General features: G+C 54.1%; 17 protein-coding genes. 13 read left to right on the top strand and 4 right to left on the bottom strand.

What is annotated here, in order from left to right; all coding sequences use genetic code 11:
* The first annotated feature begins 99 nt into the window (after window positions 1-99).
* The 9 genes from QYL91_RS11390 (at window position 100) to QYL91_RS11350 (ending at window position 14,043) form a co-directional block, all read left to right on the top strand.
* Window positions 100-2,187 carry a vWA domain-containing protein gene (locus QYL91_RS11390; protein WP_302080620.1) on the top strand — a complete coding sequence of 696 codons (2,088 nt, stop codon included), beginning with the start codon at window positions 100-102 and terminating at the stop codon, window positions 2,185-2,187.
* Window positions 2,145-3,983: a HEAT repeat domain-containing protein gene (locus tag QYL91_RS11385; RefSeq protein WP_302080619.1), complete on the top strand. Its 1,839-nt coding sequence runs from the start codon at window positions 2,145-2,147 to the stop codon at window positions 3,981-3,983. The genes QYL91_RS11390 and QYL91_RS11385 overlap by 43 nt, the downstream gene beginning before the upstream one ends.
* 82 nt (window positions 3,984-4,065) lie before the next feature.
* Complete coding sequence (locus QYL91_RS11380) at window positions 4,066-5,004, top strand: ADP-ribosylglycohydrolase family protein (RefSeq protein ID WP_302080618.1); 939 nt, start codon at window positions 4,066-4,068, stop codon at window positions 5,002-5,004.
* Window positions 5,001-5,657: a metallophosphoesterase family protein gene (locus tag QYL91_RS11375; protein ID WP_302080617.1), complete on the top strand. Its 657-nt coding sequence runs from the start codon at window positions 5,001-5,003 to the stop codon at window positions 5,655-5,657. The genes QYL91_RS11380 and QYL91_RS11375 overlap by 4 nt, the downstream gene beginning before the upstream one ends.
* Window positions 5,658-5,664: 7 nt before the next feature.
* Window positions 5,665-6,816, top strand: coding sequence for a hypothetical protein (locus QYL91_RS11370; protein ID WP_302080616.1), 1,152 nt, complete (start codon window positions 5,665-5,667; stop codon window positions 6,814-6,816).
* A gap of 171 nt (window positions 6,817-6,987) precedes the next feature.
* A complete protein-coding gene (locus tag QYL91_RS11365; protein WP_302080615.1) occupies window positions 6,988-7,488 on the top strand; it encodes a CRISPR-associated ring nuclease in 501 nt (166 codons plus the stop codon).
* The gene (locus QYL91_RS11360) at window positions 7,488-8,534 is read left to right on the top strand and encodes a hypothetical protein (protein ID WP_302080614.1); all 1,047 of its coding nucleotides are present in this window, start codon (window positions 7,488-7,490) and stop codon (window positions 8,532-8,534) included. Before QYL91_RS11365 ends, QYL91_RS11360 begins: the two co-directional genes overlap by 1 nt.
* 57 nt (window positions 8,535-8,591) lie before the next feature.
* A complete protein-coding gene (locus QYL91_RS11355) occupies window positions 8,592-11,177 on the top strand; it encodes a PD-(D/E)XK nuclease family protein (protein ID WP_302080613.1) in 2,586 nt (861 codons plus the stop codon).
* A complete protein-coding gene (locus QYL91_RS11350; RefSeq protein WP_302080612.1) occupies window positions 11,170-14,043 on the top strand; it encodes a UvrD-helicase domain-containing protein in 2,874 nt (957 codons plus the stop codon). Before QYL91_RS11355 ends, QYL91_RS11350 begins: the two co-directional genes overlap by 8 nt.
* Window positions 14,044-14,165: 122 nt before the next feature.
* On the opposite strand, the gene QYL91_RS11345 is transcribed toward QYL91_RS11350, so the two are convergent.
* Both QYL91_RS11345 and QYL91_RS11340 read right to left on the bottom strand, forming a co-directional pair.
* Window positions 14,166-14,774, bottom strand: coding sequence for a hypothetical protein (locus tag QYL91_RS11345; protein ID WP_302080611.1), 609 nt, complete (start codon window positions 14,772-14,774; stop codon window positions 14,166-14,168).
* Between the two features lie 301 nt (window positions 14,775-15,075).
* Window positions 15,076-15,579 carry a PaaI family thioesterase gene (locus QYL91_RS11340; RefSeq protein ID WP_302080610.1) on the bottom strand — a complete coding sequence of 168 codons (504 nt, stop codon included), beginning with the start codon at window positions 15,577-15,579 and terminating at the stop codon, window positions 15,076-15,078.
* Window positions 15,580-16,020: 441 nt separating this feature from the next.
* On the opposite strand from QYL91_RS11340, the gene QYL91_RS11335 reads away from it, so the two are divergent.
* The 4 genes from QYL91_RS11335 (at window position 16,021) to QYL91_RS11320 (ending at window position 21,746) form a co-directional block, all read left to right on the top strand.
* Window positions 16,021-17,235, top strand: coding sequence for a PDDEXK family nuclease (locus QYL91_RS11335; RefSeq protein ID WP_302080609.1), 1,215 nt, complete (start codon window positions 16,021-16,023; stop codon window positions 17,233-17,235).
* A gap of 1,435 nt (window positions 17,236-18,670) precedes the next feature.
* Window positions 18,671-19,951 carry a PD-(D/E)XK nuclease family protein gene (locus QYL91_RS11330; protein ID WP_302080608.1) on the top strand — a complete coding sequence of 427 codons (1,281 nt, stop codon included), beginning with the start codon at window positions 18,671-18,673 and terminating at the stop codon, window positions 19,949-19,951.
* Window positions 19,952-20,098: 147 nt separating this feature from the next.
* Window positions 20,099-21,181 (top strand): hypothetical protein, encoded by a 1,083-nt coding sequence (locus tag QYL91_RS11325; protein ID WP_302080607.1) that lies wholly within the window; start codon window positions 20,099-20,101, stop codon window positions 21,179-21,181.
* The gene (locus QYL91_RS11320; RefSeq protein ID WP_302080606.1) at window positions 21,174-21,746 is read left to right on the top strand and encodes a hypothetical protein; all 573 of its coding nucleotides are present in this window, start codon (window positions 21,174-21,176) and stop codon (window positions 21,744-21,746) included. Before QYL91_RS11325 ends, QYL91_RS11320 begins: the two co-directional genes overlap by 8 nt.
* Before the next feature lie 137 nt (window positions 21,747-21,883).
* Here the strand turns inward: QYL91_RS11320 and QYL91_RS11315 are convergent, their stop codons facing one another.
* Both QYL91_RS11315 and QYL91_RS11310 read right to left on the bottom strand, forming a co-directional pair.
* Entirely contained in the window at window positions 21,884-22,198 is a 315-nt protein-coding gene (locus QYL91_RS11315; protein ID WP_302080605.1) for a hypothetical protein, read from the bottom strand.
* A 553-nt stretch (window positions 22,199-22,751) separates the two neighbouring features.
* Entirely contained in the window at window positions 22,752-23,099 is a 348-nt protein-coding gene (locus QYL91_RS11310) for a hypothetical protein (RefSeq protein ID WP_302080604.1), read from the bottom strand.
* Window positions 23,100-23,482: the final 383 nt, after the last annotated feature.

Below are 23,482 nucleotides of genomic sequence, written 5' to 3'. Positions count from 1 at the left end.
ACTGCGATGGTGATTATTTTCTTCCTATTCCAGGGAAGTGCGTGAATTGCCGTTGAACACCCGTTGGCTGTCCGGGGAACGGCAGTCGAAGCAACACTAATGGATGGGAACTATACGGACGTCCGAACAGGTGCACGACTCGATATCGATGTCGAGTTCATCACGAAACGCGTAATCGAATCAGAGGGGAGTCAAGTCACCCGGTTGCTCGTTGCCGACCAGTCAGGAGAGCAGTTCGCTCTCCTTCTCACGCCAGACACGGATCCGATCCGTGACTTGCAAACAGGTGGGACGTACCGGATATCAGGCCTGCTTGGAGCTAAACCAGTTGATCACACGCGGGCCTACGGAGAGGAATGCCCTGACTGCGGTGGGCCCCTTCGAAGAGGGCACGTCGTCGATGGAGTTAGTACTGCAGTCACGGCTGCCGTCGCACGCCTCGGTCTAGAAGCACCGTTCGGCGTCGTTGATGATACGACAACGGTGCAACCAGTCGCAGACGACGGCGACGTTGTGGACGACTGGACGCCGATGAACCAGGAGCGTTCGATCGAGACTCCCGATTTCGTTTGTAATTCGTGTGGCCGACACTTCGAGGAGCTTGAGTTACGGCAAGGGCATGCCGACTTCACCGTCGAGAATCATGTGACGGAGAACGCGGCTCCAGCGGCCAGTCCAGACATGAACGGGCCTGAGACAGTGGGTCTCGCAGCGGGTGGCGCTAAAGACGTGGGGAACTTCCGTGAGAACGTCGAGAATGAGTACACGCCCCAACCTGAAGCCATCAGTGACGAGGGACTGTTCTACGACTACTACTTCGAGACTGGCGAGCGGACAGCGTCGGAAGCACTGTTTGCGCCCCGATATGCGGCAGCAACGAGCGAGCACCCCCTCACCGGCGAGACCGAGCAGTACCTCTCGGTTGGTCTGGATTCAACGCTGTCTGTTGCTGAGTTCGAACGGCCGCGACTCGATCTCGTAGCCGTCTTAGACGTCTCCGGGTCGATGAATAGCCCGTTCGACGAATACTACTACGATGAGCAGGGGCGCAAGCGCGAGGCCGAAACCAGCAGCGAGACGAAGTTAGCTGCAGCCACGCAGTCACTGTGTGCATTGACTGAACAACTCCACGCTGAGGACCGTCTCGGTGTCGTGCTGTACAATCATCGTGCGCATGTGGCGAAGCCGCTTCGAGATGTTGGCGCGACGGATATGCCGGCGATCCGACGGCACATCAGCGACATTGCAGCTGGTGGCAGCACCAATCTCGAAGATGGATTCGAGGCAGCGATGGATATGCTGGTTGACGGGACGACCAGTCGTCGGGTTGAGCGCCGCGTGGTGTTCATGACGGACATGATGCCGAACACTGGTGAGACCGAGGATAGTGGCCTTACTAAGCTGTTTGCCGATGCTGCTGCGCAGGGGGTTCACACGACGTTCATCGGAATGGGGCTGGACGCGAACGCTGAGTTAGCGGACTCGTTGTCGGGGATTCGCGGTGCGAATCACTACTTCGTGCATTCTGCCGACGAGTTCGAACAACGGCTTGGCGACGAATTCGATTACATGGTCACGCCGCTGGTGTACGATCTCGACTTGAGACTTGACGCAGATGGCTACGAGATCGAGGCTGTTCATGGGTCGCCGTCGGCGGACGATGCAAATGAGCAACTGATGCACGTCTCGACGCTCTTCCCGTCGGCCAAGGAAGATGGTGAGGCTCGCGGTGGCGTCATATTGGTTCGCCTGTCGGAAGCGCGCCCGGGTGGCGATGTGGAACTCACCGCATCATGGACGGAACGAGATGGAAGTGAGCAATCGGAGCGCGTGACCGTCGCACTGCCTGGCGAGCCCGACACGTTCGCGCACGATGGTGTGGAAAAAAGTGTAGCACTGGCACAGTACGCTCGGGAACTTCGTGCGTGGGCGCGAGATGTCCATGACCGCGCTAACGGTGCAACGGGCGTCGATGATTGGCTATTACCTGACCAGCGTGGACAGCACGAACGGGAGTCTGTCCCGCTGGTCGTGCCCGACCAGTACGCTGAGCGGTTCGCTCGCCTGCGAGAGTATCTCGACGATGTAATGACGGCCGTGGGAGACGACTCGCTGCAACAGGAACTGGAGCTACTCGACACGCTGTGTCAACAGGCAGCGACGACGAGTCCGGAGGTGCAGGAGTGACGCTGGTCTTCGCGTTCGACCGTGACTGGACGATTGACGTGAACCCTCATCCACGGCATGAGGCAGTGCCGCTGGAGTGGGTCCGCTATCTCGCCCACGAGACCGACCATGCGGTGTTCGCCATCGGAAATCAGGATCTCGCCGATGAAGCGTCGATTCCAGGCGTCGTCGATATCGTCGGTCGCCACTCCGATGATTGGGACGACTGGCTCGGTGCGAAACAGCCGGACGGCTACTACGAGCAGTTCCCGCTGCGTCGTGAGCGACTGGCGCTCATCGAAGACCTGCACCCGGAGGCTGACCGTTACATAGTCGTTGACGATCTTGACCTGAGCGATGTCGAGGCGTGGGAGCACTTCCACGCGTGGGACTTCGTGCCGGCAGTCGAATCAGGGAGCATCGATCCAGCGCTCCCGTGGACGACCGATTCGGATGGCGGCGATGAGCTTGTCACTGACGGAGGGTTGGCGAAATCTGCTGGAATCATTCCTGTGGATGCGTCTCATCTCTCGTCGTTCCTCGACGATCACGGCGACACCCCGGGCTTCGAGATTACCTACACAGTGGAGGATGCGGAGGTGACGCGACTGTGTTGGGACATCACCGTAATCGTAGACCCATCCGTAGAGTCAATCGAGGAACCGACCGTCCGTTGCTCGCCGCTCACGCCCGACGGCGAGCCGTGGACTATTTCTGTTGATGCGATCGAAATGCTTCACGTCGTCAACCTTCCGCCCGAAGAGGTCACGGCACATGCTGAGACGCCGACCGAAGAAGCTGCCGCACTCCGACGCTTCGCAGATGCCGCCCCGCATCGGGTCCGGGTCTCCCCAATCTTGGCGCTTCTGGACCGTGAGGACACGACAACGCGCCAGCAGCGCGACGCCATTCGGGCCCTGGCAGCCGTCGCTGCTGTCAAGCCCGAGGAGTGTACGCCGGCGATTCCGATCCTGCGCTCACTACTCCAGGGCCGGAACCTGGCTGTCCCTCACGACGCTCTGGCGACACTCCGTGCTATCGCTCAGGACAGTCCCGCAGACGTCGCGCCAGCAACCGACGACATAATTCCGCATCTCGACTCGGATCGTGGTCCAGTCCGGCGCGAGGCAGCCGGCTGTGTCGCAGCAATTGCCCGCGAGTACTCTGGTGACGTCGTGGATGCAGTGCCCGGACTCGTGGCATGCCTCGGGGAAGACACTGAAAGACAGCGACACGCTGTCGAGGCCTTGGAACAGGTCGCCGTCGAGTTTCCTGACGCGGTCGAACCGGCTGCGGATCAACTCGCCGATATCATCACCGATGGGTCACTCTCAGATAGGGTTCGACTGAGTGCGACTGCAGCATTGGGTCGGACGGTCAAAGCGGCTCCAACCCTCGGGGTCGATGTCTTCGAGGATGTGGTTGAGTTGTTCGATGCGGACAACTACAAGCTCCGGAACAATGCCGTCGCACTGGCCTACGATATGGCGGATCTGCATACAGACATCGTCGAACCGTCCGTTGAGGACATTGCGGCGTTGCTTACGGTCGAAGACACACGGACGCGTATCAACGCGACCGGGACGCTTGCTCGTGTAGCCGATGACTTTCCCGAGTCGGTCGCTCACTTGACGCCAACATTTGTCGAACTGCTCTCGGACGATGACCACCGCGTCCGGGACAACGCCTGTTGGGCACTCGGGTACATTCAGGCTTCAGAGGCACAATCAGAGCTGGAAGAACGACTCCAGGACGAACCGAACGAGACCGTTCGAAACAGCGTCGCGTGGGCCCTTTCGGAGATTGATACAGTATGAGGGCAGATTCCGGACGAAAACCGGTGGCAGTAGCGTGGTTAGCGAGTACAGACTCTCAAACGCAGTCACAGGAGCGAAGCCAATGATATCAACAACGAACGCGGAGGGCTGTCTGCTTGGACTGGCGTGTGGTGACGCCCTCGGCCGGCCGGTCGAGTTCAAGTCCGCCGCGACGATCGAAACACAACACGGCACTGTCGAGACGATGCTCGGGGATGGTAGCCACAGGAAATCAGCGGGAACAATTACGGACGACACTGAACTCGCGCTTCGAATCGCACGAAGTCTGGTCACCTGTGGTGGGTTCGACGGCGAAGATGTCGCCGATAGGTTCGTGGGCTGGTACGAGACCGGGCCGTTCGATATCGGGTTGATGACCCGAGACTCTCTCGTTCGCCTCCAGCGAGGCGAGCCGTGGACTCAGGCCGGGCAGGCAGTATGGGAGTCGAGACGAGAAGGCAGGAACGCTGGCAACGGCAGCGTGATGCGGTGTGCGCCATACGCGCTGGCGTTCGCCGACGACCCGCACCATCTCGGGCAGGTCAGTGAACAGTCTTCGGCGATCACCCACGCTGATCCGCGGTGCAAGCGAGGGTGTGCACTGTTGAACCTCACCATCGCAGCCCTTCTTCGCGCTGAAGAGGCGCCGCTGCAACGAGCGCTCGATACATCGTATCCCGAGCAATCAGATGCACCAGAGATCGTCACCGCTGTCGAGAACCTGCCGGATGGGGGTTCGGCAACTGAAATCAACAACGGCGGCTACGTCGTTGATGCGCTCCAAGCGGGGCTCTACTACGCACTCGATGCCGAGAGTGCGAAAGACGCTATCGTGCGGGCGGTCAATGCTGGCGGGGACGCCGATACTGTCGGTGCGATTACGGGTGCCGTCGCCGGCGCTCGCTTCGGCGCTGACGCGCTTCCCGATGCTTGGCTGAAGGAAATCGACGAGACGGCTGACCTTCGGAATCTTGCACGAAACATAATCGAGTTACGAGGTCCTGGTGGTGAGAGACGATGAGCGACCACCCAACTCGTATCGGTCTACTTTCGGACATCCACAGTAACGCTGTCGCACTGGAGGCAGTTCTCGACGATCTCGGTGACGTGGACGCAGTGGTCTGTGCCGGCGACGTCGTTGGGTACGGACCCTCTCCGGCACAGTGTATCGATAGTATCCGCACGCGGGAGATTCCGACTGTCGAAGGCAATCATGACCGGGCCGTGGTGAACGGACAGCCCTACGAGTCCGGTGACCAGTACGCCAGTCTCACCCTCTCTGAAGAGAAACAGGCGTGGCTGGCGGGGTTGCCGCGTGAACGGTTGCTGTTCGACCGCCAGTTGAAAGTCGTCCACGACCACCCTGAAGAGAAGAACAGATACACGATACCTGCGGCGTTCGATCCGATCCTCTTAGGCGACGAGGACGTGCTGGTGCTTGGACATACGCACATCCAGCATGCTGAGGTATTCGACGCAGGTATCGTCGTCAATCCGGGCAGTGTTGGCCAGCCACGGGACAACAACCCTAAAGCCGCCTATGCGGTCGTTAATCTCGACACTCTGTCGGTCGAACTGCACCGAGTCTCGTACGACATCGGAGCGGTCCAGCGACGCATCGGGGATACGAGCATTGACAGCTACAACGCCAACAGATTGGCGAAAGGACAGTAGCTCGGCCATGAACGAGCGAAAGCAGTCATCAATGTACGAACTCAGCTACGAATTCGACGGCAGTGGCGGGAACATCCAGTATCAGACCGAGCAGCAAGTCAAAACCGAAGCTACGGCGGCAGCAGTTGACGTGGAGGTTGTCTCGACAGGGCTCTCACTGCGTGCGGAGACGATTCACGGGATTGCCATGGTAGAGATTGCGGACGATATCGATCCGGACGCTATCTTCGAGTCCGCGGCCAGGGTGCGTGATGCTGACTTGCTAATCGATCCTGTGGACGCGCCCGAACGCACGGAGAGAGGTCCTATCGCAGGGGAGAACCATGCCTACCGGTTCGAGGTATCGAAGGTGCCCCTGGTTGTCGGTGCGGCCACGCACGGCCCCGGGCAGACCGACGCTGTCTTTTGCAGTGCAGACGGCGAGGCGATTCGCAGCCACGAACTCGCCTCCCGGCAGGAGCACGAGGATCTGGATGTGAGTTTCCATCCGCTCGGCGTCATCGTTGAGGGAGAACTGTATCGCCCGGTCAGACCGAACGCGTCAGCTGCCGATGGGCCAGCCGTCGGCGAACCGATCGAGGTCGCTACGTATCGCGGCTCAGACGGGAAACCATGGCAGTTCGGCATCACCCGCTACGACGGACAGCTCCTCATTACACAGGCGCGGGCCGGCCCGGAAAAATTCGACCCGGTTCTCAAGCGGTTCCCGATCGAGAGACGGACAATTGGCGATGAACCACTTGTGTTCAGTCACACGGTCAGTCGCCGTGTCTGGTCGGAAGATCCAGTCAACCTGCACGTCCAGTCACAGCGAAGTGAGGGACTGCGCACGCAAATCCTCTATGCTGATACGGACGGTTGGCATCTCATCCAGCCCACGGACTTTGGCGACCCGAGCGAAGCAGCAGACGGTTCTTTCGAACCGACACAACTCAATGGGGTCGCCGTCCGGTCCGCGCTGCTTCGGTCGGAGACCGATGGCGAGACAAAAGCAACGGTCGAGCACGAGTACCGGATCACGACTGAGGTATTTGACGCGTGCGACCGGCTGTACGCGCTTTCGTATCATGAAGCCAATGAGGAATCGTTCGATCGCCTGCAGTGGGATATCGCCGACGCCAGCGCCTACGAGATTGTCCGAGACCAAAGTGAACACTGAGGTTGGATGGCTGATAACAGTGGTGCGCAAGCGGGTCCACCGACAGGAGAGTCCGGTGCCAGAACACAGAGTGGCCGTGTTGAAACTTGAATTGTGACAAGAACTTTATCACGAGCAGTTGCAGATGATAGCGAGATGAACAGAATGGCCACGAGAGGAGAGTCCTAACCCATGGCAGACACAAGTTTTGACGGTACCAAACGGCATTGGGTGACGACTGCCAGCCCGACACTCGAAGCAGTCATCAATCCGCTGACTGCCGCCTGTACCGAAGCCGGGTACATTCCGAGTGACATTCGCATTCTGGACAATCCCGCCGTTCGTGAGGATAGTAAGCAGGCCGCAGATCTCCTCAAACACATCGTCGAAGCCCACAGCGGAGAGGAACCAACCGTCGAGTTCCACACAATTGACTCAGAACGGGACTTTGAGGATATCGTCGCCTACCACCGTGAGTCAATCCAAGAAGCGACACAGAGTGATACGCCGGTTGCAATCGACGTGACGCCCGGAAGGAAATTCATGTCGGCACTCGCATTCCAAGCGGGTATTCGGTTCGGTGCGGACCATGTCTACTACCTGTACCTCCATTCGAGTGACTACTACGACCGTGTCTACCCCGACTTACCGCGGCCTGGTGTTGATCTCGTTGACTTCACGGAGGTTTTCTAATGCTGCTTGCACGACAGCATCTGATGCCGCTGTTGAACGGCCTGTACGATCTTGGCGAGACACGTATCTCAGTGAGCCACCCATCAGCGGAGATTGGTGAACTCTTGGAGATCACTCTTGACGATACTACGACTGCAGCGGTGACTGTAACGACTGATCGGTACGACTACGGAGACAAACGCGACGAGGTTAAGCAAACCTACAGCGACACAGTACACGAAGATCTCCCGAACCCCCAAACCTATGTTCGGACGCTTATTGCTGGTGGACTCTTCGACGTTGCGAACAGAGACGACATCGAGCAGTTCCTCCGATATCACGGGTTCCCGGACCTAGAAGCTGGCCATGACCCTGTCATGGCGGGGCTAGACACGAACCTGTTTGGCTACCGGATGCCCACTGTGTTAGGACTCAGTTCAGACGGAACCCGGCGAGGCCGAGATAAGAACCGCCCACCTGTCACTGGATTCGTTCTCTCTTCCGGCGTCAAATCGGAGTTGGACTGGCATTACAAACACTACGACACGAGAGAATTAACACAAGCATTTGGCGACGAGTTCGAGCGGTTAGACAACCAGCCAGCTGGAAAGAACCGAAGTGGCTTCCTCGGGCTCTACGAGTTCCGTGAATTGATGTCTCACCGACAGACCGATTTCGCCTACAGTGAGACTGGAGACGCAGACATCATCCACGGGTATAACGAGTATATGGATGACCATCGCAAGGAGGTTCTCTTGTTCAGTAACGACACCGGCTTCGTCGAGCAGGCGATCGATAGTGGAATCAAAGCACAGAAAGTCGCGTTTCCACCGAATGTCCCGGCAGAGACAACGGTCGCATGGGAGACAGTTTGTGATTTGCTGTATGTACTTGCCGTTGTGTTTGGTGTCATCGTATTGCCGAAGGTGACGCTGTACGGAGTCTGGAACGGGAAAGACGGGTCCCATTGGAAGTCAGACACGCTCGCGCTCGATATTCGAAGCCCGAAGCTTGCGCCACGCGTTGAGCGGGATCACCAAATCGTGACCAGCTACGCAGACCGGTAGGATTCATCGGCTCGATTAATACCAAGCTTTAACCAGTCCGTGTCGGATTAGTAACTCGTGCCTATTCAGCGCGCAAAGCCTGTTGAAACACTGTACGACGAAGTTTCGGAGTATGACGTGGTTCTCACGCCGGATGCGCCGCTGGCAAGTGCAATCAATCGGCGAGTAGACGTTCCGCAGTTCGGCACGTTTGCGACGACACCCCGTCGGCTTGCAGCCGGTCGCCGCGAACAAGCCGAAGACCGGACTGCGTTCCTCGAAGTGATTGACCAAACCGACCACGACTGGAAGTCTGTTAGTTACGCAATCGGTAACGTCCTGCAGTGTTGGGAGCATCAGGGTTCTATCGAGTCGATTCTTGAGTACGAGTCGTATATCGATGATGCGACCAGAGACGTTGTCGAGATTATGTCGGAGTTACAGTCCACCTCACGAGCATTGACAGAACATGCGATCGAAGCAGACTCCGTCGCTGTTGTCGGTGAGGGACAGCTAACTAACCTAGAGCGCGCCATTCTCCCCGCTGAATTCGACAGTATCGACTTATTCACGACTGAACCGTTCGAATACCCGGCGTTCAATATATTCAACTCGTCAGCGGAGATTGTCGATGCGATTATCGACACGCTTTCTGCGACGACAGCCGGTAACGTTGCCGTCGTACTTGATGAGAGCAGTCGCTACTCCACTCTGATTGAATCTGCCTTGGAGACCGCCAATATTCCCTTCTATGGCGGCCCCGGATTTATTGACGACCAACACCACCGGAGCTTCCTTAACCTCTGTCAAGCCGCGTTCCGTGGGTCTGAAACGACTATCGGCGATGTCAGACCCGTTTTGACACAGATGGGGATCGATGTGCCCATCGATCACGACAACAAGCGACTGTACAAGACCGACATTTCAGAAACCAACTGGATTCGTGAGTTCTGTACAGCACTGGATTCACGATCCTTCGGTGAAGCACTCGGCGAATACGAAGCACAGACTGGAACGTCTCTCACCTCGTTCCATGAGGAACTCACGAACTTGGGGGTGGCAGATGCGGTTGTCAGTCGAGACCGTGTGTCGGAGTTGGCGTACTATTTCCAAACGTACGAGGTACCGGTGTCCCGGGAGAACGAGGGTGTGCTTCTTGCGGATGCGAAGTCGGCTGGTTACGTTGACCGCCCGGTTGTGTTCCACGTCGGGTTAGATGAGGACTGGACGCATGCACCGCCACAGCGGCCATGGGTTGAGACTGAGGCGCAATTCCAGCGGTACCTCAACCAGTTCCAACTGCTTCTCCAAAGCGGGGTTGAACAGTACTATCTCGTTCAGGACACACGGGGCGGTCAGCCAGTCACTCCGTGTCTGTACTTTGGCGAACTCCTCGATGAGGACTACGACCGCTTCAGTGATCTTGAGGCTGTCACGCACCGCCGCACATTCGACAATGACGGGAGCGGTTTTGACGTCGAGAAGACCGACGTTGAACCAGAATCGGTCGAGGCGATTAGCCAGTCCAGTCTCAACAGTTACGTCAACTCTCCGCGAGACTACTTGTTCAGCCGACTCGTCGATGGACCGGACAGAGATTACTTCACGGAGGGGAATCTGTTCCACGATTTCGCCGAGTTCTACGTGACCCATCCCGACTTGATTGATGCCGACGCCATCGCTGAGGTTGTTGATGTCATGCTTGACGAAGCTGACGCGCTCTTTGCAGCGACTGACCGCCCGCTGCGTCGCCGGACATACCGGATTGGTCTCGAAACAATTGTCGAGTATCTGGATGCACGGGGCCCGGACTCTGCTGAGTTTCTGACGCCAGCCTCCGGGTGGGGTGAGAATTACTTCGCGGAGTATTTCGACGCTCCCGTCGATTCACCCTTGACGGAGCGGTGGTTCGAGGACACTTCGCTCGGCGTGAAAGGAAAGATCGATTTGGTTAACGGGCCGAACCACTTGCTGGATTTCAAGAGTGGGCGGAAGAAGTCCCGGCGAGATGTCGTTAAGCAGGCAGCGATCGACCCGCCGCATGACACGCCGAACTTCCAAGCGGCGCTGTACCTCTGTCATTTCCGGACAACGCGGCCTGACGAGCCGCTTGAGTTTACGTTCTTCCACTTCCTTGAGACGCTTGATGACGTCATTACCGGTGACGCGACGCTCAACGAGACGCTGACGACAGTACAGTACTACCCGTGGACGTTCGACGAGCACGTCGGGTCACGGGAGGCTTACGACACACTGCTTGATGGCTACAACGACTGTGTCGCTACGTTCGAGGAGGTAGGATTCAATGCGTATCAAGAGATCATGAGTCAGTTGTCGTTCCCGGCGACGACTGACAAGAGCGAGCTTCGGGACTCTGACTTCGCGGAGGCGTTCACAGCCGCAGTTGACGAGCAAACCTCGGATAGCGTTGATGCTGCGAAGGGCTGTGACCAAGCGATTCGCGCACTCAATGGCGTTCGTCAGAAGACATTTTTTAGAGAAGACTTGGATGCGGTCGAGCAGTTCGTCGCTGATCGCCTCGATGAGCTGAACAGTTACCGGCGCGGTGAGGAGCGGTTCCCTGTTGAGGGGCTCGGGGGCGAACCGAATTATCGCCGTGTCAACCACCGCGATTTGCTTCTTGAGGAGGCTTCCGATGACTGACCCGACACCTAACCCACAGCAACAGACGCTAATCGACAGTACCGATGGAATCTACGTCGTCGACGCCGGTGCTGGTACTGGTAAGACGTTCGCTATCACGCGTCGCTATGCGGAAATCGTGGACCAACCGAGCGTTGAACCAGCGGACATCCTGCTGGTAACGTTTACACGAAGCGCGGCTACCGAGATGAAAGAGCGTATCGTGGATCATTCGACGTATTCTCTGCGGGAACTCGCTGAGGGATCCATTCAGACGTTCCACTCTCACTGCTTCGACTTGCTGCGTGAACACGGGTATCGCGCCCCGACACATCTCGGACTCAACGACCGAATCACCGGGTCAACTCGCGTGATCGAAGACGAGTTGGTGGAAAACGAATTGTTCCGGGAATTCATCGACGGGTTCCGCGACGCGCATCCCGAGTATGCCGATTTCTTCCGCGTCCTGTCAGACCCGACGGCGTTGCTCGATGTGGTTTCTGAACTCGCGTCAAAAGGCGTGTTCCCCGAAGCCGACGGGTGGTATCGGAACGGTGAGGAAGCACTCAACGGGGACTACGACGCATTCAAAACCTTGTTTGAGGAGGTCAACGAGCCGCGAAACGGCGGCAGCAAACAATCGAAACTCCGGAGCAAATTAGGTCGATACGGGCGGAACAAGACATACCTTCCCGATGCACCCTCGAAACAATCGGTTCGAGGCGACGGGACGAAGCAAGTGCCTGCCGAGGTTGCGGAACGCGTCTTCGACGTGGACCGAGAAGGACTCAAGTCGTTCATTCATGATGTGTACTTTGAGTATCTCGACTTTGCGCTTGACCGCAACTACCTGACGTTCGGGTTCCTGCAGCTGTTTGCCTTCGTGTTGCTGTGTGAAGACACCGACCTGCAAAACCGTATCGCGTTTGATTACGTGATGGTGGATGAGTTCCAAGACACCAGTGAGGTTCAATTCAAACTGGCGCTCCTACTGGCGGGCACCGACAACATCTGCGTTGTCGGGGACTGGAAGCAAAGCATCTACTCGTTCCAGTACGCCGACGTACTGAACATTTTGGAATTTGAGGACCGACTTCAGAGATTCAAGCGTGAACTCAACGACGACCGAACCCGCATCTCATTCGAACTTGGTAACATCGAACGAATTCAGCTTAGAGAAAACTACCGTTCGACGCAGTCGATTCTTGAATTTTCTGAAGAGACGCTCGTTACTCCCGCGACGAAACACGAGGATATCGACGACTCTGTCCGTGACGACATTACGTCGCTCTCCTCGAATGCAGCGTTCGACAACACCACGATCGAAGGAATCCAGCATTCTGACCAGCACGAAGCCGTGCTCTCCACGCTTCAAGACATTGTTGGGAACGACGAGTACGCGGTTGAAGACGAGGACGGAGAGCCACGCGTACCGACATATGGGGACATTGCAGTTCTGACTCGGACGCGAGACTTCGGGCGGGAACTGTTGACGACCGCTGAGGAATACGATTTCCCAATGGCCTACGACGGCGGGATTGAACTCTTCAGGACAGATCAGGCGAAATTACTACTCGCGTGGCTTCGAATTCTGAACGCTGACGCAGACCGCGGGTGGGCGGTTGTTCTTGAGAAAGCCGGATACACACTCGACGAAATCAAGCACATCCTCGATACCGGTGTGTACCCCGACAACATGGCAGCGTTCCGTGCCGAGCTGGCTGCGAAAGACGCAGTCGGAACGGTGGCGCGGACCGTGTTCGAGAAATACGGTTTCACTGGCGAGTATGCAGACGTCATTCTCCACACTATCCAGTCGGTCCACGAGACATCGACGCTCACCCTAGGCGATCTGATTCGATTCATTGAGCGCGGCATCGACTCTGGAAGCACGCACGATATCTTCACGAGCGCAGGCACGGACTCAGTCACGGTCCAAACTATCCACGCAGCAAAGGGACTTGAGTACCCGATTGTCGTGCTCGCAAACATGAATAGCGGGAAATTCCCGCCCAACGGCGGCGGCTCCAGCGTAATACAGTATCAAGAGCCGGTCGGCATTCGCCAACGCAAACAGTACGCAGCAGTGGCCAAGCATCCACACGTCTACGATAACTGGCGACACGACGTTATCCGTCACTGCCTCACCCGTGACTACGATGAAGAGCGTCGCCTCCTCTACGTCGCTGTGACTCGCGCAAAGAACCATGTGATATTCGCAGGCGGCGAGGAACCCAACACCTTCTTCGACGAACTCCCATTCGAAGACAGAGTCGTCGAACCCGATGTCACGACAGTTGAGCAGTCCGCCACGGCACAAACCCAACTGCCCTTCTCAATCGTCACTCCGGACGGGCCGACCGGTCACACACCGCACACACTGATGGATGACGATGTCTTTGCCGAGGACACCGAACAAGCCGACGCTTCGGAGTTCCGCGGCCGCGATTTCGGATCGCGGGTTCATGACTTCGCAGAAGCTTACGCCCTCGGAGAAGACGTCTCACCAACCACCGAGAACAACACCGACGAGCAGCACGTCAAAGAGTTCCTTGACAGCCTTCCCGGGCAGCTCCACGTCGAAGAACGAGCCGTTCTCCCACTCGACATCGACGGGGAGCAAGTGACGATCTCGGGCATTGTGGATCTCGTCCACGAAACGGTGGATGCCATGGAGATCATCGACTACAAGACCGATCTGACGAAGCGAGGCATAGACGAATACAGAAAACAACTCAGCGTGTACTATCACGTCCTCTCAGAGTGTTTCCCCGAGAAAGATGTTACCGCGAGTATCTTCTACACTGCCAATGCTGAACGACAGTATATTGAACCACTCACCCGTGAGCAATTGCGGACTCTGATTACGAACACCGAATCATCGTAGTAGGCTGACTTTTCTTGGTCAGCACACCGTCACCAAACAGCGTCTAAAACCATTCATATGTGGGCCATACGACGCTTTTCGACATTCTCAAGATGGACAAATTTGACCCCATTGGGTCGCGGCTACGCCTGGTCCTTATCAAATGCCCACAGAGCCATATCAACTTCTCTTGCCGTTAGATTCTCAGTCTCAGCGAGTTCCCGGACATGACGCATATAGTATTCATATGCATCTGGATTCTTCAGGTACGTCCGGAAATGTTCTAAAAACTCGGCATAGTCCGCATATTGTTTTGAGTTTATTAGTTCGGGCTTAACGCCTGCGAGCCCACGAAACGCCCGATAATCAATAATCGCATACTGACTCGGTCTGGCCACCGTCAGCACCGTTGACGCCATTGGAACACCGATTCCGCTGAGTTCAGTGAGTGTGCTAATTGCTTCTGCATCTGTTGAGGCCTGTAGCGCAGATTGGAACTGTCGGGTAACCGCCTCAGTGGAGTTTTGGGTAACGTTCGCATCATTTCGGCTGCTCTGAAGTTTCCACTGACTGATCCGCTGTAATTCAGCTACAGACAGTTCATAATCCCTTGACTCAAGTGCATTGGATATCGAAGCAAACATCGGGTCACTGTCCTTTCGCCAAGTTCCTGATTCATCCCGATACTCAATCGGATTATCCTCCCATTCATCTCGGAATTTCCCGATCCACTTTTGAAAATTTACGTTCATACAACAGACCATCAGTGGTAAACTTGTAACACTTCTCCCTGTGACTGCGTCGTTGGCAGGTAGACTGGATAGTTAGCCTGTCGTTCTCTCCCGACCTGTCACGGTATACGACACTGTGAAGAATACTCTACTATATTTTTGAACCCTTCTCGAATATACCAGATAGCTGACTCACAATGTGGTGGGAGTCGAAAGCAATGAAAACAACGCGTCGGCTCAGACACAGACGTCCCCCTTATCGATTTATTCAAATCCAGTCCAGTCTCCCGGTTTCACCTGACTTCCCGTATTTAATCGAAGGTCACTGAAACAGTCGTGCTGTCGCTTCCCCTGAGGCGAAAAGACGCGGCTCCGAAGCGTTGAGGTCACTTTCAGGAAGCACCTTAATTTGAGCGGTTGCTAGCGTCGAGCCGAAGTCGAGGACCTCCGCTTGAATGATGTGGGGTTCGTCGGCACCGTCGTGGAATGACATATTGAGTTGCGTGGTGGCCAATGGGATCGGTTCGAGGGCCTCGGTGATGATCGCTGCCATCCCTGCTGCGTCGGCAAGCGTCATGAGAATCCCGCCGTTGATCCCGTCCGCTGGCCCGACTTCTGGCGGCTGTGTTCGCTCGTCAGTTGGCTGTCGGAGTTGCACGACTCCTCGGTCAACAGTGAGAATCTCTGGATCCAGCCAGCTGTAGTAGGGATTTGACTCTCGGAGATAATTGAAATACTCTTCTACGCTCTTCAGTTTGCGCTGTTCGACGTCAGCATTGGATGCGTCAGTCTCTTTGTCGTCCGAGATACTCGTATTGTCGCTCATTTGTCGTCCGTGGTTGTTTCAAAGCACGTTTCGCTGAGATACTTAGCGAGCGGCGAATTGTTGATTGCTTTCCGAACTAGCGGTTCTGATACTGTATCGGATTCCACAATCGAGCCGGATTGGAAGTCGCTCAGTTGTGATTGTACCTCAGACGGCGTTGTCGGGAGATCTTCTGCAATTTGTGTGCCTAGCTCTTCGCACGCTGTATCGATTCCGTGACGCAGTCCACTGTCTGCAGACTTTCCAGTCACATTTTGTCTCCTTTGGTGCAGTCAAATAAATAGAATTTTCGCGGCAACAATTATGTTGTGCGACATAGTCTGGATTTAGACTCTCCGCAAGCAAGGGTATCTGTTCAGCTGTCTGGTCAGTGACTGTCTGCTGTAAACCTCAAAGAAATCAGGAATTATATGGTAGCTGAACTAATTTTCCTGTTTACAGATGGCGTCACAAACACAGCCGAGTATCTCCGTCAAGGACGACCGTATCATCATCGAGCGCGCCGAAATCACTGATCCGGAAGTCCAAGACTATTTTGCAGAATTCGACGAGAGCGAGTACGACGAAGCACTGGACAAAGCCCTTCGAATCGGGGTAGTGACGCTTGGTCTCGCCCAAACTTCAGAACAAGAAGAATACGTCGAGCGACGGTTCGAGGAGATGCGTCACTCCTTCGAATCCGAGATCGAACGCATCGAAGAGCAAGTGGAAGCAAAATTCGGTGACGACGGCGAGGTTCCACAGACGCTAGAGGATCACCTTGGACAGGATGGGAAACTCCGAAGTCACATCGAAGATGCGTTCGGTGAAGACGGTGTGTTCGTTGAGCGGCTTGACGAGGAACTCGGTGAAGACGGGGACCGTATCCAGCAAGCCCTTGACCCGGACACAGAAGGAACACCGACCTATCGCCTCAAATCCTCGATTCAAGATCAAATCGACCGACTGAGAGACAAAATCGAAGAGCAAGCCACTGAAGAAGAAACCGAGGAGCGAATGAAACGCCGCTCAACGCTCAAAGGCGATGATTTTGAAGAAACCGTCGAGAATCTTCTCTCTGATCTCGTCTATGGCACCAGTCACGAAGTTGAACCGACTGGAGACAAAATCGGAGAATTAACTGACCGGAAAGTCGGCGACTTCGTCATTACACTTGCAGACACCAACCAACGGATTGTCGTCGAAGCAAAAAGCGACCAAAGCTACACGCAACCGAAAATCAAAGACGAGCTTGAAGCAGCAATCGAAAATCGTGACGCCGACTACGGTATCATCGTCTTCGAAGCCGAATCACAAGTCCCTGACAAGGTTGGGTACTTCCACGAATTCGATACGGATCGACTCTCAATCGCACTCAGCAACGACGAGGAAGAAGATCCTGAACCAGGCTACCTGCGTATTGCATTCAATTGGGCGCGCACGCGTGCTATCCAAATGCACGTTGACACCGGCACAGAACTCGATCCTGAAGCAATTCAAAACGAAGTCAGCGAGGTTGAAGCTGAAATCGACCGGTTCAGTACCATTCGAAAGAAAACGACGTCGATCAAAAATACAGCCAACGAGATAGACGAACAACTTGACGAGATCGAAGGCGAAGTCAAAACCCGACTCACTGACGTTCGAACAGAGCTTCGAAGTAGCGCAGACGACTGACCAACGCAGAGATTTAGCTGTAAGAATCTTGTCTGCAAACCAAGCGAGAACAGTCAGTAGGCAGGCTAAGGGCAAGCGCAGTCATTCACAAGACGTCACGATCCTGACTCAGTCTCCGTAGTCACCACCCACACCTATTGACCAGTATGTGCCGATTAGAGTGATTCCACCTGGCGTACGAATCGTGACTCGCGTGGAATCTGTACAATAGGTACCTTAGGCACGACGGGTACTTCTTCCACCTTAGCCACCTCACCCGCACACAAAACCACAGGTCACTACTCCACCATATGTACCTCGTCGATCAAGCCGTGACCAGACAGGACACCCCTCAGGATCACCCACGAAGATAGTCAAACAGCATTCTCAACAAGTTGATACAAAACCCGCCCAAGCCCTCCTAATTGGCACCTGAAATTAGAAGCCCCCGCAGGCGACTGCCTCCATAGCCCCGGGAGGTGAATCCTCCTTAGCCACCTATCCAAGGTCCCATCTTGGGAAATTTCAGGGGGGTATAACACCGTGATTGACCCCCAATGAAAACGTAAGATCACAGCAGGCGGTCTCTAAATTCCTTAGACACCGCCTGATGATTTCAGGGACGAATCTCACCGGAATGAGCACCTCTCAGCCCTATTCACAAATATGAGACGGATTCCCTGAAACCGCCAGACATCAGAGGTGAAGAACCCGGTAAGATCGGGAATTCGTGGAAGTTGATTATGGCGAGCTACTATATCCAATTTAATTGGCAGTTACTGGTTGGCACAAATCCACAACGAAAAGACGGGAATCGACAGACGGGGAGCAGGAAGACCTGTTCATAAATTCGAGGTGGATACCCTGAAACCGCAGGAAGGAACCTCTTCACAAATATACAATGGAAAACAAGACAAACAGTCGTACTAATGAAAATGCAAATTATGTATTTTTAGATATATTTCCTCTGATACGGTGGTTATCGAAGGTGTGGAAACACCCTCAAGAAAGTGTAAATATACTGATAATGAGAACTGTCGAAGAGTGTCCCCTCTGCGACGATGGCGAGTCAATTATGCTCTAATGAAAATAAATGAACCCGACAACAATGATACTTTTTGATAAATAAACTTGTAAAATACCTCCGCGATATTCTTCATAGGCGGTCGTCAGGATAGACGATGCTGATTGCGGGCTTTCCCGACGTTACCGTGTGAGGTTGAGTTGCTACAGGGACAGTTCACTCATCTTTGAGCACCGCACTCGGCACGGATTGGATTGAAGGACGCTGGCTATATTTCGCTCACAAGGCCCCGTTCCAACAGCAGACACGTACGAGTCGTTGACGAACCTTTGGAATGAATACGATAATGGCGCCTGTTCACTTGGAGTACCTGGTCAGTGCTAATGCGTATTTTGGCATGGTTTAATAAATTCTCCTGAGAACAGTAGTCTAATGGCGACCAGCGAGGAATTAAAAGAACGGTTCCGTCAATTACGAACCTCGCTTGAAGCACAGCCTGAGATCTCGGAGCCGCCGAAGTCGATTCTTCGGATTCTTGGATCGACCCGGTCTGAACAGAAGTGGAATACGCTTCTCGCCTACTTTCTTGACCCGTCACAACCCCACGGGTTTGACGCAGACCTGCTGAAGGTCTTCCTTGACGCGGTGCACGATGAGACGGACGCGGAGATAGAATATTATCACCGTGACATTGAGAACGTGAAGGTCGATACTGAAGAGATGTCACCACAGAATAACCGTCCAGACATCGTGATTCGTGCGCCTGAACAGTGGTTCGTCTGCATCGAGTCAAAAGTAGAATCTACCGAAGGAGAGCGACAAACCGATCGATATCTCGAAGACACACACATCGGCAGCGATGAAAAGAGCGAGTTTCCCGAAGACGGACACCACTACTTGTTCCTCTCGAAACAGTATGCAGCGGATTCGAAAGCTGATGGGTTCAGCGACCTTTATTGGAACCAAGTAGTTGATGTTTTTTATCAGAAACTCCGCCGTTCCCACGGAAAGTACCCTGAGCGTAGCGTGAACCAATTAGAGGACTTCCTCTCTACAATAAGCCAAGTGACCAGCATGGACGACGACGACTTCACGACGATTCAGAAAGAGAAAGTGCAACTCCTCAGCGAGTACCGGACCGACATTGATGACCTCCTTGACGCCGCTGAGGCCCTTCGAGAGCGTGCAATCGAGGACTGGCCAGAGATGTTCCGCAATCAGGTTGACGACGAACTGTGGACAGACGACTGGTGGGTTTATGAGGAGAATAAAGAATCAGGGACGATTTGCAGGCAGGGCTGGTGGCTCGATGATGAGGACCTCAAACCCACATCCGTTATTGAAGAAACATACGGAGACAAGGGCTTCCGACTCTTCTTTAACCATCTACTTCGTCGGGAAGAATCGTTCACCCGGGGAAAGCTCACCTACCGATTACGCTCTTCAACAAACGTCCCGCTGCGCGATGAGTTCAATCGCCTCTACAACAGTGAGAAATGGCAGCAAAAACTGCAGCCACTCTTCGAAGAACGCGACATAACAAATAAAGGAAATAAAAGAAACTATTTCATCAAAACGTACGATCTGGACCAGTCCAGACTGCCAGAGAGCTATTTTGAGACAATAGCAACCGCGTTTGAAGAGCACCTGCCAATCGTAAACATCGTAGACGAAATACTCGATGAGGCACTCCAAAACATCGAAAACGAATAACGCTCATGCGTAGCACATTGTTGATTTCAGAGTATTGCTTGGACAGTCTGTTTGAACGCCAGCAAATGCACGATAGAGTTCCAGAGGGCCAGAGCATCGATATCTCAGGGAAGGATTTATTCAAATTGCAACAGTCGGTACGGACGGATGAATGAGGAGACGGCTGCTCACCATTGGCATAGGCTAGATCCGTGGTGGGACACCTACGTCAAGACCGAGTCGCCGGTTCTCACGACACCACCCATTACTGCTATAGATTCCCGGTACATGGCAGATGACCCTATGGAGATGGATTCGTGGTGGGAGGCGTACGCGAATCTCGGCGAGGTCTTAGACGACTATTCTGCTGGCGTGGACGTCCAGTCGATAGCGGATAGTTGGACGGATTTTGGGCCATGGTGGGATGCTTACATTGAGGCACGAGCAGCTGATGTCTCTGAGTTGGGAGAAGTATTCGCTGAGAGCGATGCGTTGTGGGAACAACGTGATGGTCCGTTCAACGCCGATCCTCTCTCGACGAATCCGACGCAGCGGATGCGGACAGGTGACCCGCTTAATCCAGGCGTGGAAGAGGACTGGTCGGACTGGCTTGCACAGCTTCTACAGACCGACAGCGGTGAATTCCATTGCGCACTCTTCGGCGAGGAGTTTACAACGCCGCCTCGCCAAGTCAAGCGAGAGGCACACCACCCGGAACCGAGCGGGATCGACAGGTATGCTGACATCCTCTCGCTGCACGGATCGAGGGCGATCTCAATCGAGGTGAAGATTGGCGATAAGAACTTCGGGAAGACGACCCACACGGCCGCACTGATCGAAAATCAATACCACGCTGACTGGCACCACTACCTGCTACTCCCGGAAGATGACCTGTCGGCAGTGAATGAGAGTTTTGCCGAGGAGATCGACCTGGCTGATGACGGAAAAGGTGTGATCCACTCCGAACAGTCCGAGGACGTTGAACTCCTATACTGGTCGGACGTGAGCCGTGCCCTTCGAACCGTCTTGCTGGACGAGAATAAACAGGCACCACACTGGTCTGCGAGCGCATACCTGTTCTGTACACAGATCGAACAGGAGCGTCTTGGGTTCACGCCAAAGTCAGTCATTAAGCGACTTCGAGCCGAGGCAAACAGAATTCAGTCCTTCGAATCAGTGTCAATCGTTATCGACGATTTAGAAACACAGGTAGAGTACTTACAGGACGTCACGAAAGATACCAATGAATGACGAATTCATCACACGAGCAATCGAGAACGACCGATATCTGAAAGCAATCCGCTTGATCAACCGATTCGAGACGGAGATCGAGGGCGAGCTCAAGCGAGTAACAAGCGAGTTCATTAGCGGCAACGAAGACTTATTCGACACCGGTGTAGACCAGCGGTTCAATGTAAACAGGAATGCTGGACCGGTACTCACCCACGCCAGGGTTAACACTGACATGAACCAGATGAGCTCTGCACAAGACGGGGCAACAAATCTCACATTGAACATCACACTACGATGGCTTGATCCAGCCGAGTACGGACTCTCAGATGTCAACGGGGCGCTTTGCGTCACAGCATACAAAATCAACGGTGCTACCACCGACGATCATAATAAGGTCAAGCGACAGACAGTGGAAGACAGTTGGGACATCAGCTGGTGCCGAGACGCATATAATAACGCACCGGAAGTGGCGTACGTTCCCGTCGAAAGTGCTGAAGAGATACAACAAGGGTTCGACACCCTGAAACAACACTTCTGGAAATACGGTTCGGAATACGGCGTTGATCCAGACTCAATGGAGTAAGCACTTGTCCGTTCCCCGAGAAAATGTGCGATACGCTATCTGGCCAACGGCCTTGTCCATATTTCTCTCCTACTTTCCCTACTCTTGGTGCAATACGGCGGTAAACCGCAACAATCGACTATTAAACTGGCAATTTGCTATACTTCGATTTCCACTTCACAATCAGGACACTGTAGCGAGTCTTTTGTAGCACCTGCCACATAGATTGCGCTCCCACCTACCAGTGCTCCAACGGCTGCTAAGGGCCAACTAGCTGTCCAAGCCGTTCCAAGCGCAGCTATCCCTGCTGATCCACCTAATGAATAACCACCAGCACCAAACAACGCGGGAACTGCCATACTTTTTATTGTTACATATTTACCTTTGAGGTGGAGTAGCGTTATCTCTTCTCCACAGCTACCACAATCAACAGTATTGATTACCGAAACCTCTTCTTCCTCTATTTCAGTCATCTTCCTGTACTTCAATACCAATTGACAAAAATTTATGCCTGTTTAGTACGAGGCAAAATAACAGGCATGGCCTCAGTTGCTGAAGACATAGAACTCTTCGAAGATGCACTTCACCAACTACCCTCTGACTTTCAAAATCATCCGTTCCATTACGGAAATGAGACCCCAATCATGCCAGATCTGTATCGATGGCTTCGAAAACAACTTTCGCCAGAAACCGTCCCTATCACATACCGCCAAGACCACAGCAACATGGACGACTGGAGAAACATTCTTAGTGACTACTCGTACTTTTTGATTGGCTGACCTCAAAGCGAAGTTGGATTGACATCGGATGAAACCAATGAACGATACAACCACATTTCTAAACCGTAGCTGAATGAGCCTACATACAGAGATTAAACCGCCCGACTTCCCGTGATGTGGCTGCGTCAGAGTTTTTTCATCGGAATGGCAGTAGCATGGTTGTCTGCGACGTCAGTAATTCGCACTTTGACTTTATCCCCGATTTGATGTGTTGCGTCAGCAGCTGTGAAGGGTTTCACTAGTATCACTACCCATGGAATCGTCCGATGCCTGTCCCATCATTTTTCACATCAGATAGAATAAGTGAGTGTACCCGACCTTGAGAAGTCACATCGGTCGGAATAGCACCTGAATCCACTTTTCGCCGATCCATCGATGGGTTGCTTGCTGAACCACCCACCGATTCAGTTCCTTGAGGATCCCCACTTTGTTCACCAGGTGACTGTTTCATATGTTGCTTTGTTCGTGTGTCGGATTCATCGCTGGACGAATCATCCTCGCCACCCGAGGATTGCTGACTGCTCAGTTTACGCCTAATTGCATAGATAATCGCCACTAAAGCCCCTGCAACAGCAGCAACAGCAGGATATACCATAATATGGTGCAGATCCGTATCTAGTATAAAACTACTGACGACAATCGAGTATGAACTGAGCGAAGAATATGGTCAAAAGACCACCGCCACCCCTATGATTATAATATAATGGGCGTAGATCCGTAGAGGAGACTTCGGTCAGATATCTAAGAACTATTACTGAGCCAACTGCTCAGAGCACAATTGCAGTGACACACACTGATTGAGAGCACACAATTAGTAGTGTCGTCTTTAAAACCGGTAGTCATATTTGCAAGCAATCACTTCGTTCGCATAGCCAGTCATCGATATGAGCAATAGCCGTCAAAATTGATGTGTGTGAAACAAGAAACAACACACAGAGGAAGACACTCTGTGATTTTTGCTACGAGAATTATCGTGAT

Source organism: Salinibaculum rarum (assembly GCF_030505615.1).
Lineage (GTDB): Archaea > Halobacteriota > Halobacteria > Halobacteriales > Haloarculaceae > Salinibaculum > Salinibaculum rarum.
This window is presented reverse-complemented; position numbering and strand designations above follow the sequence as displayed.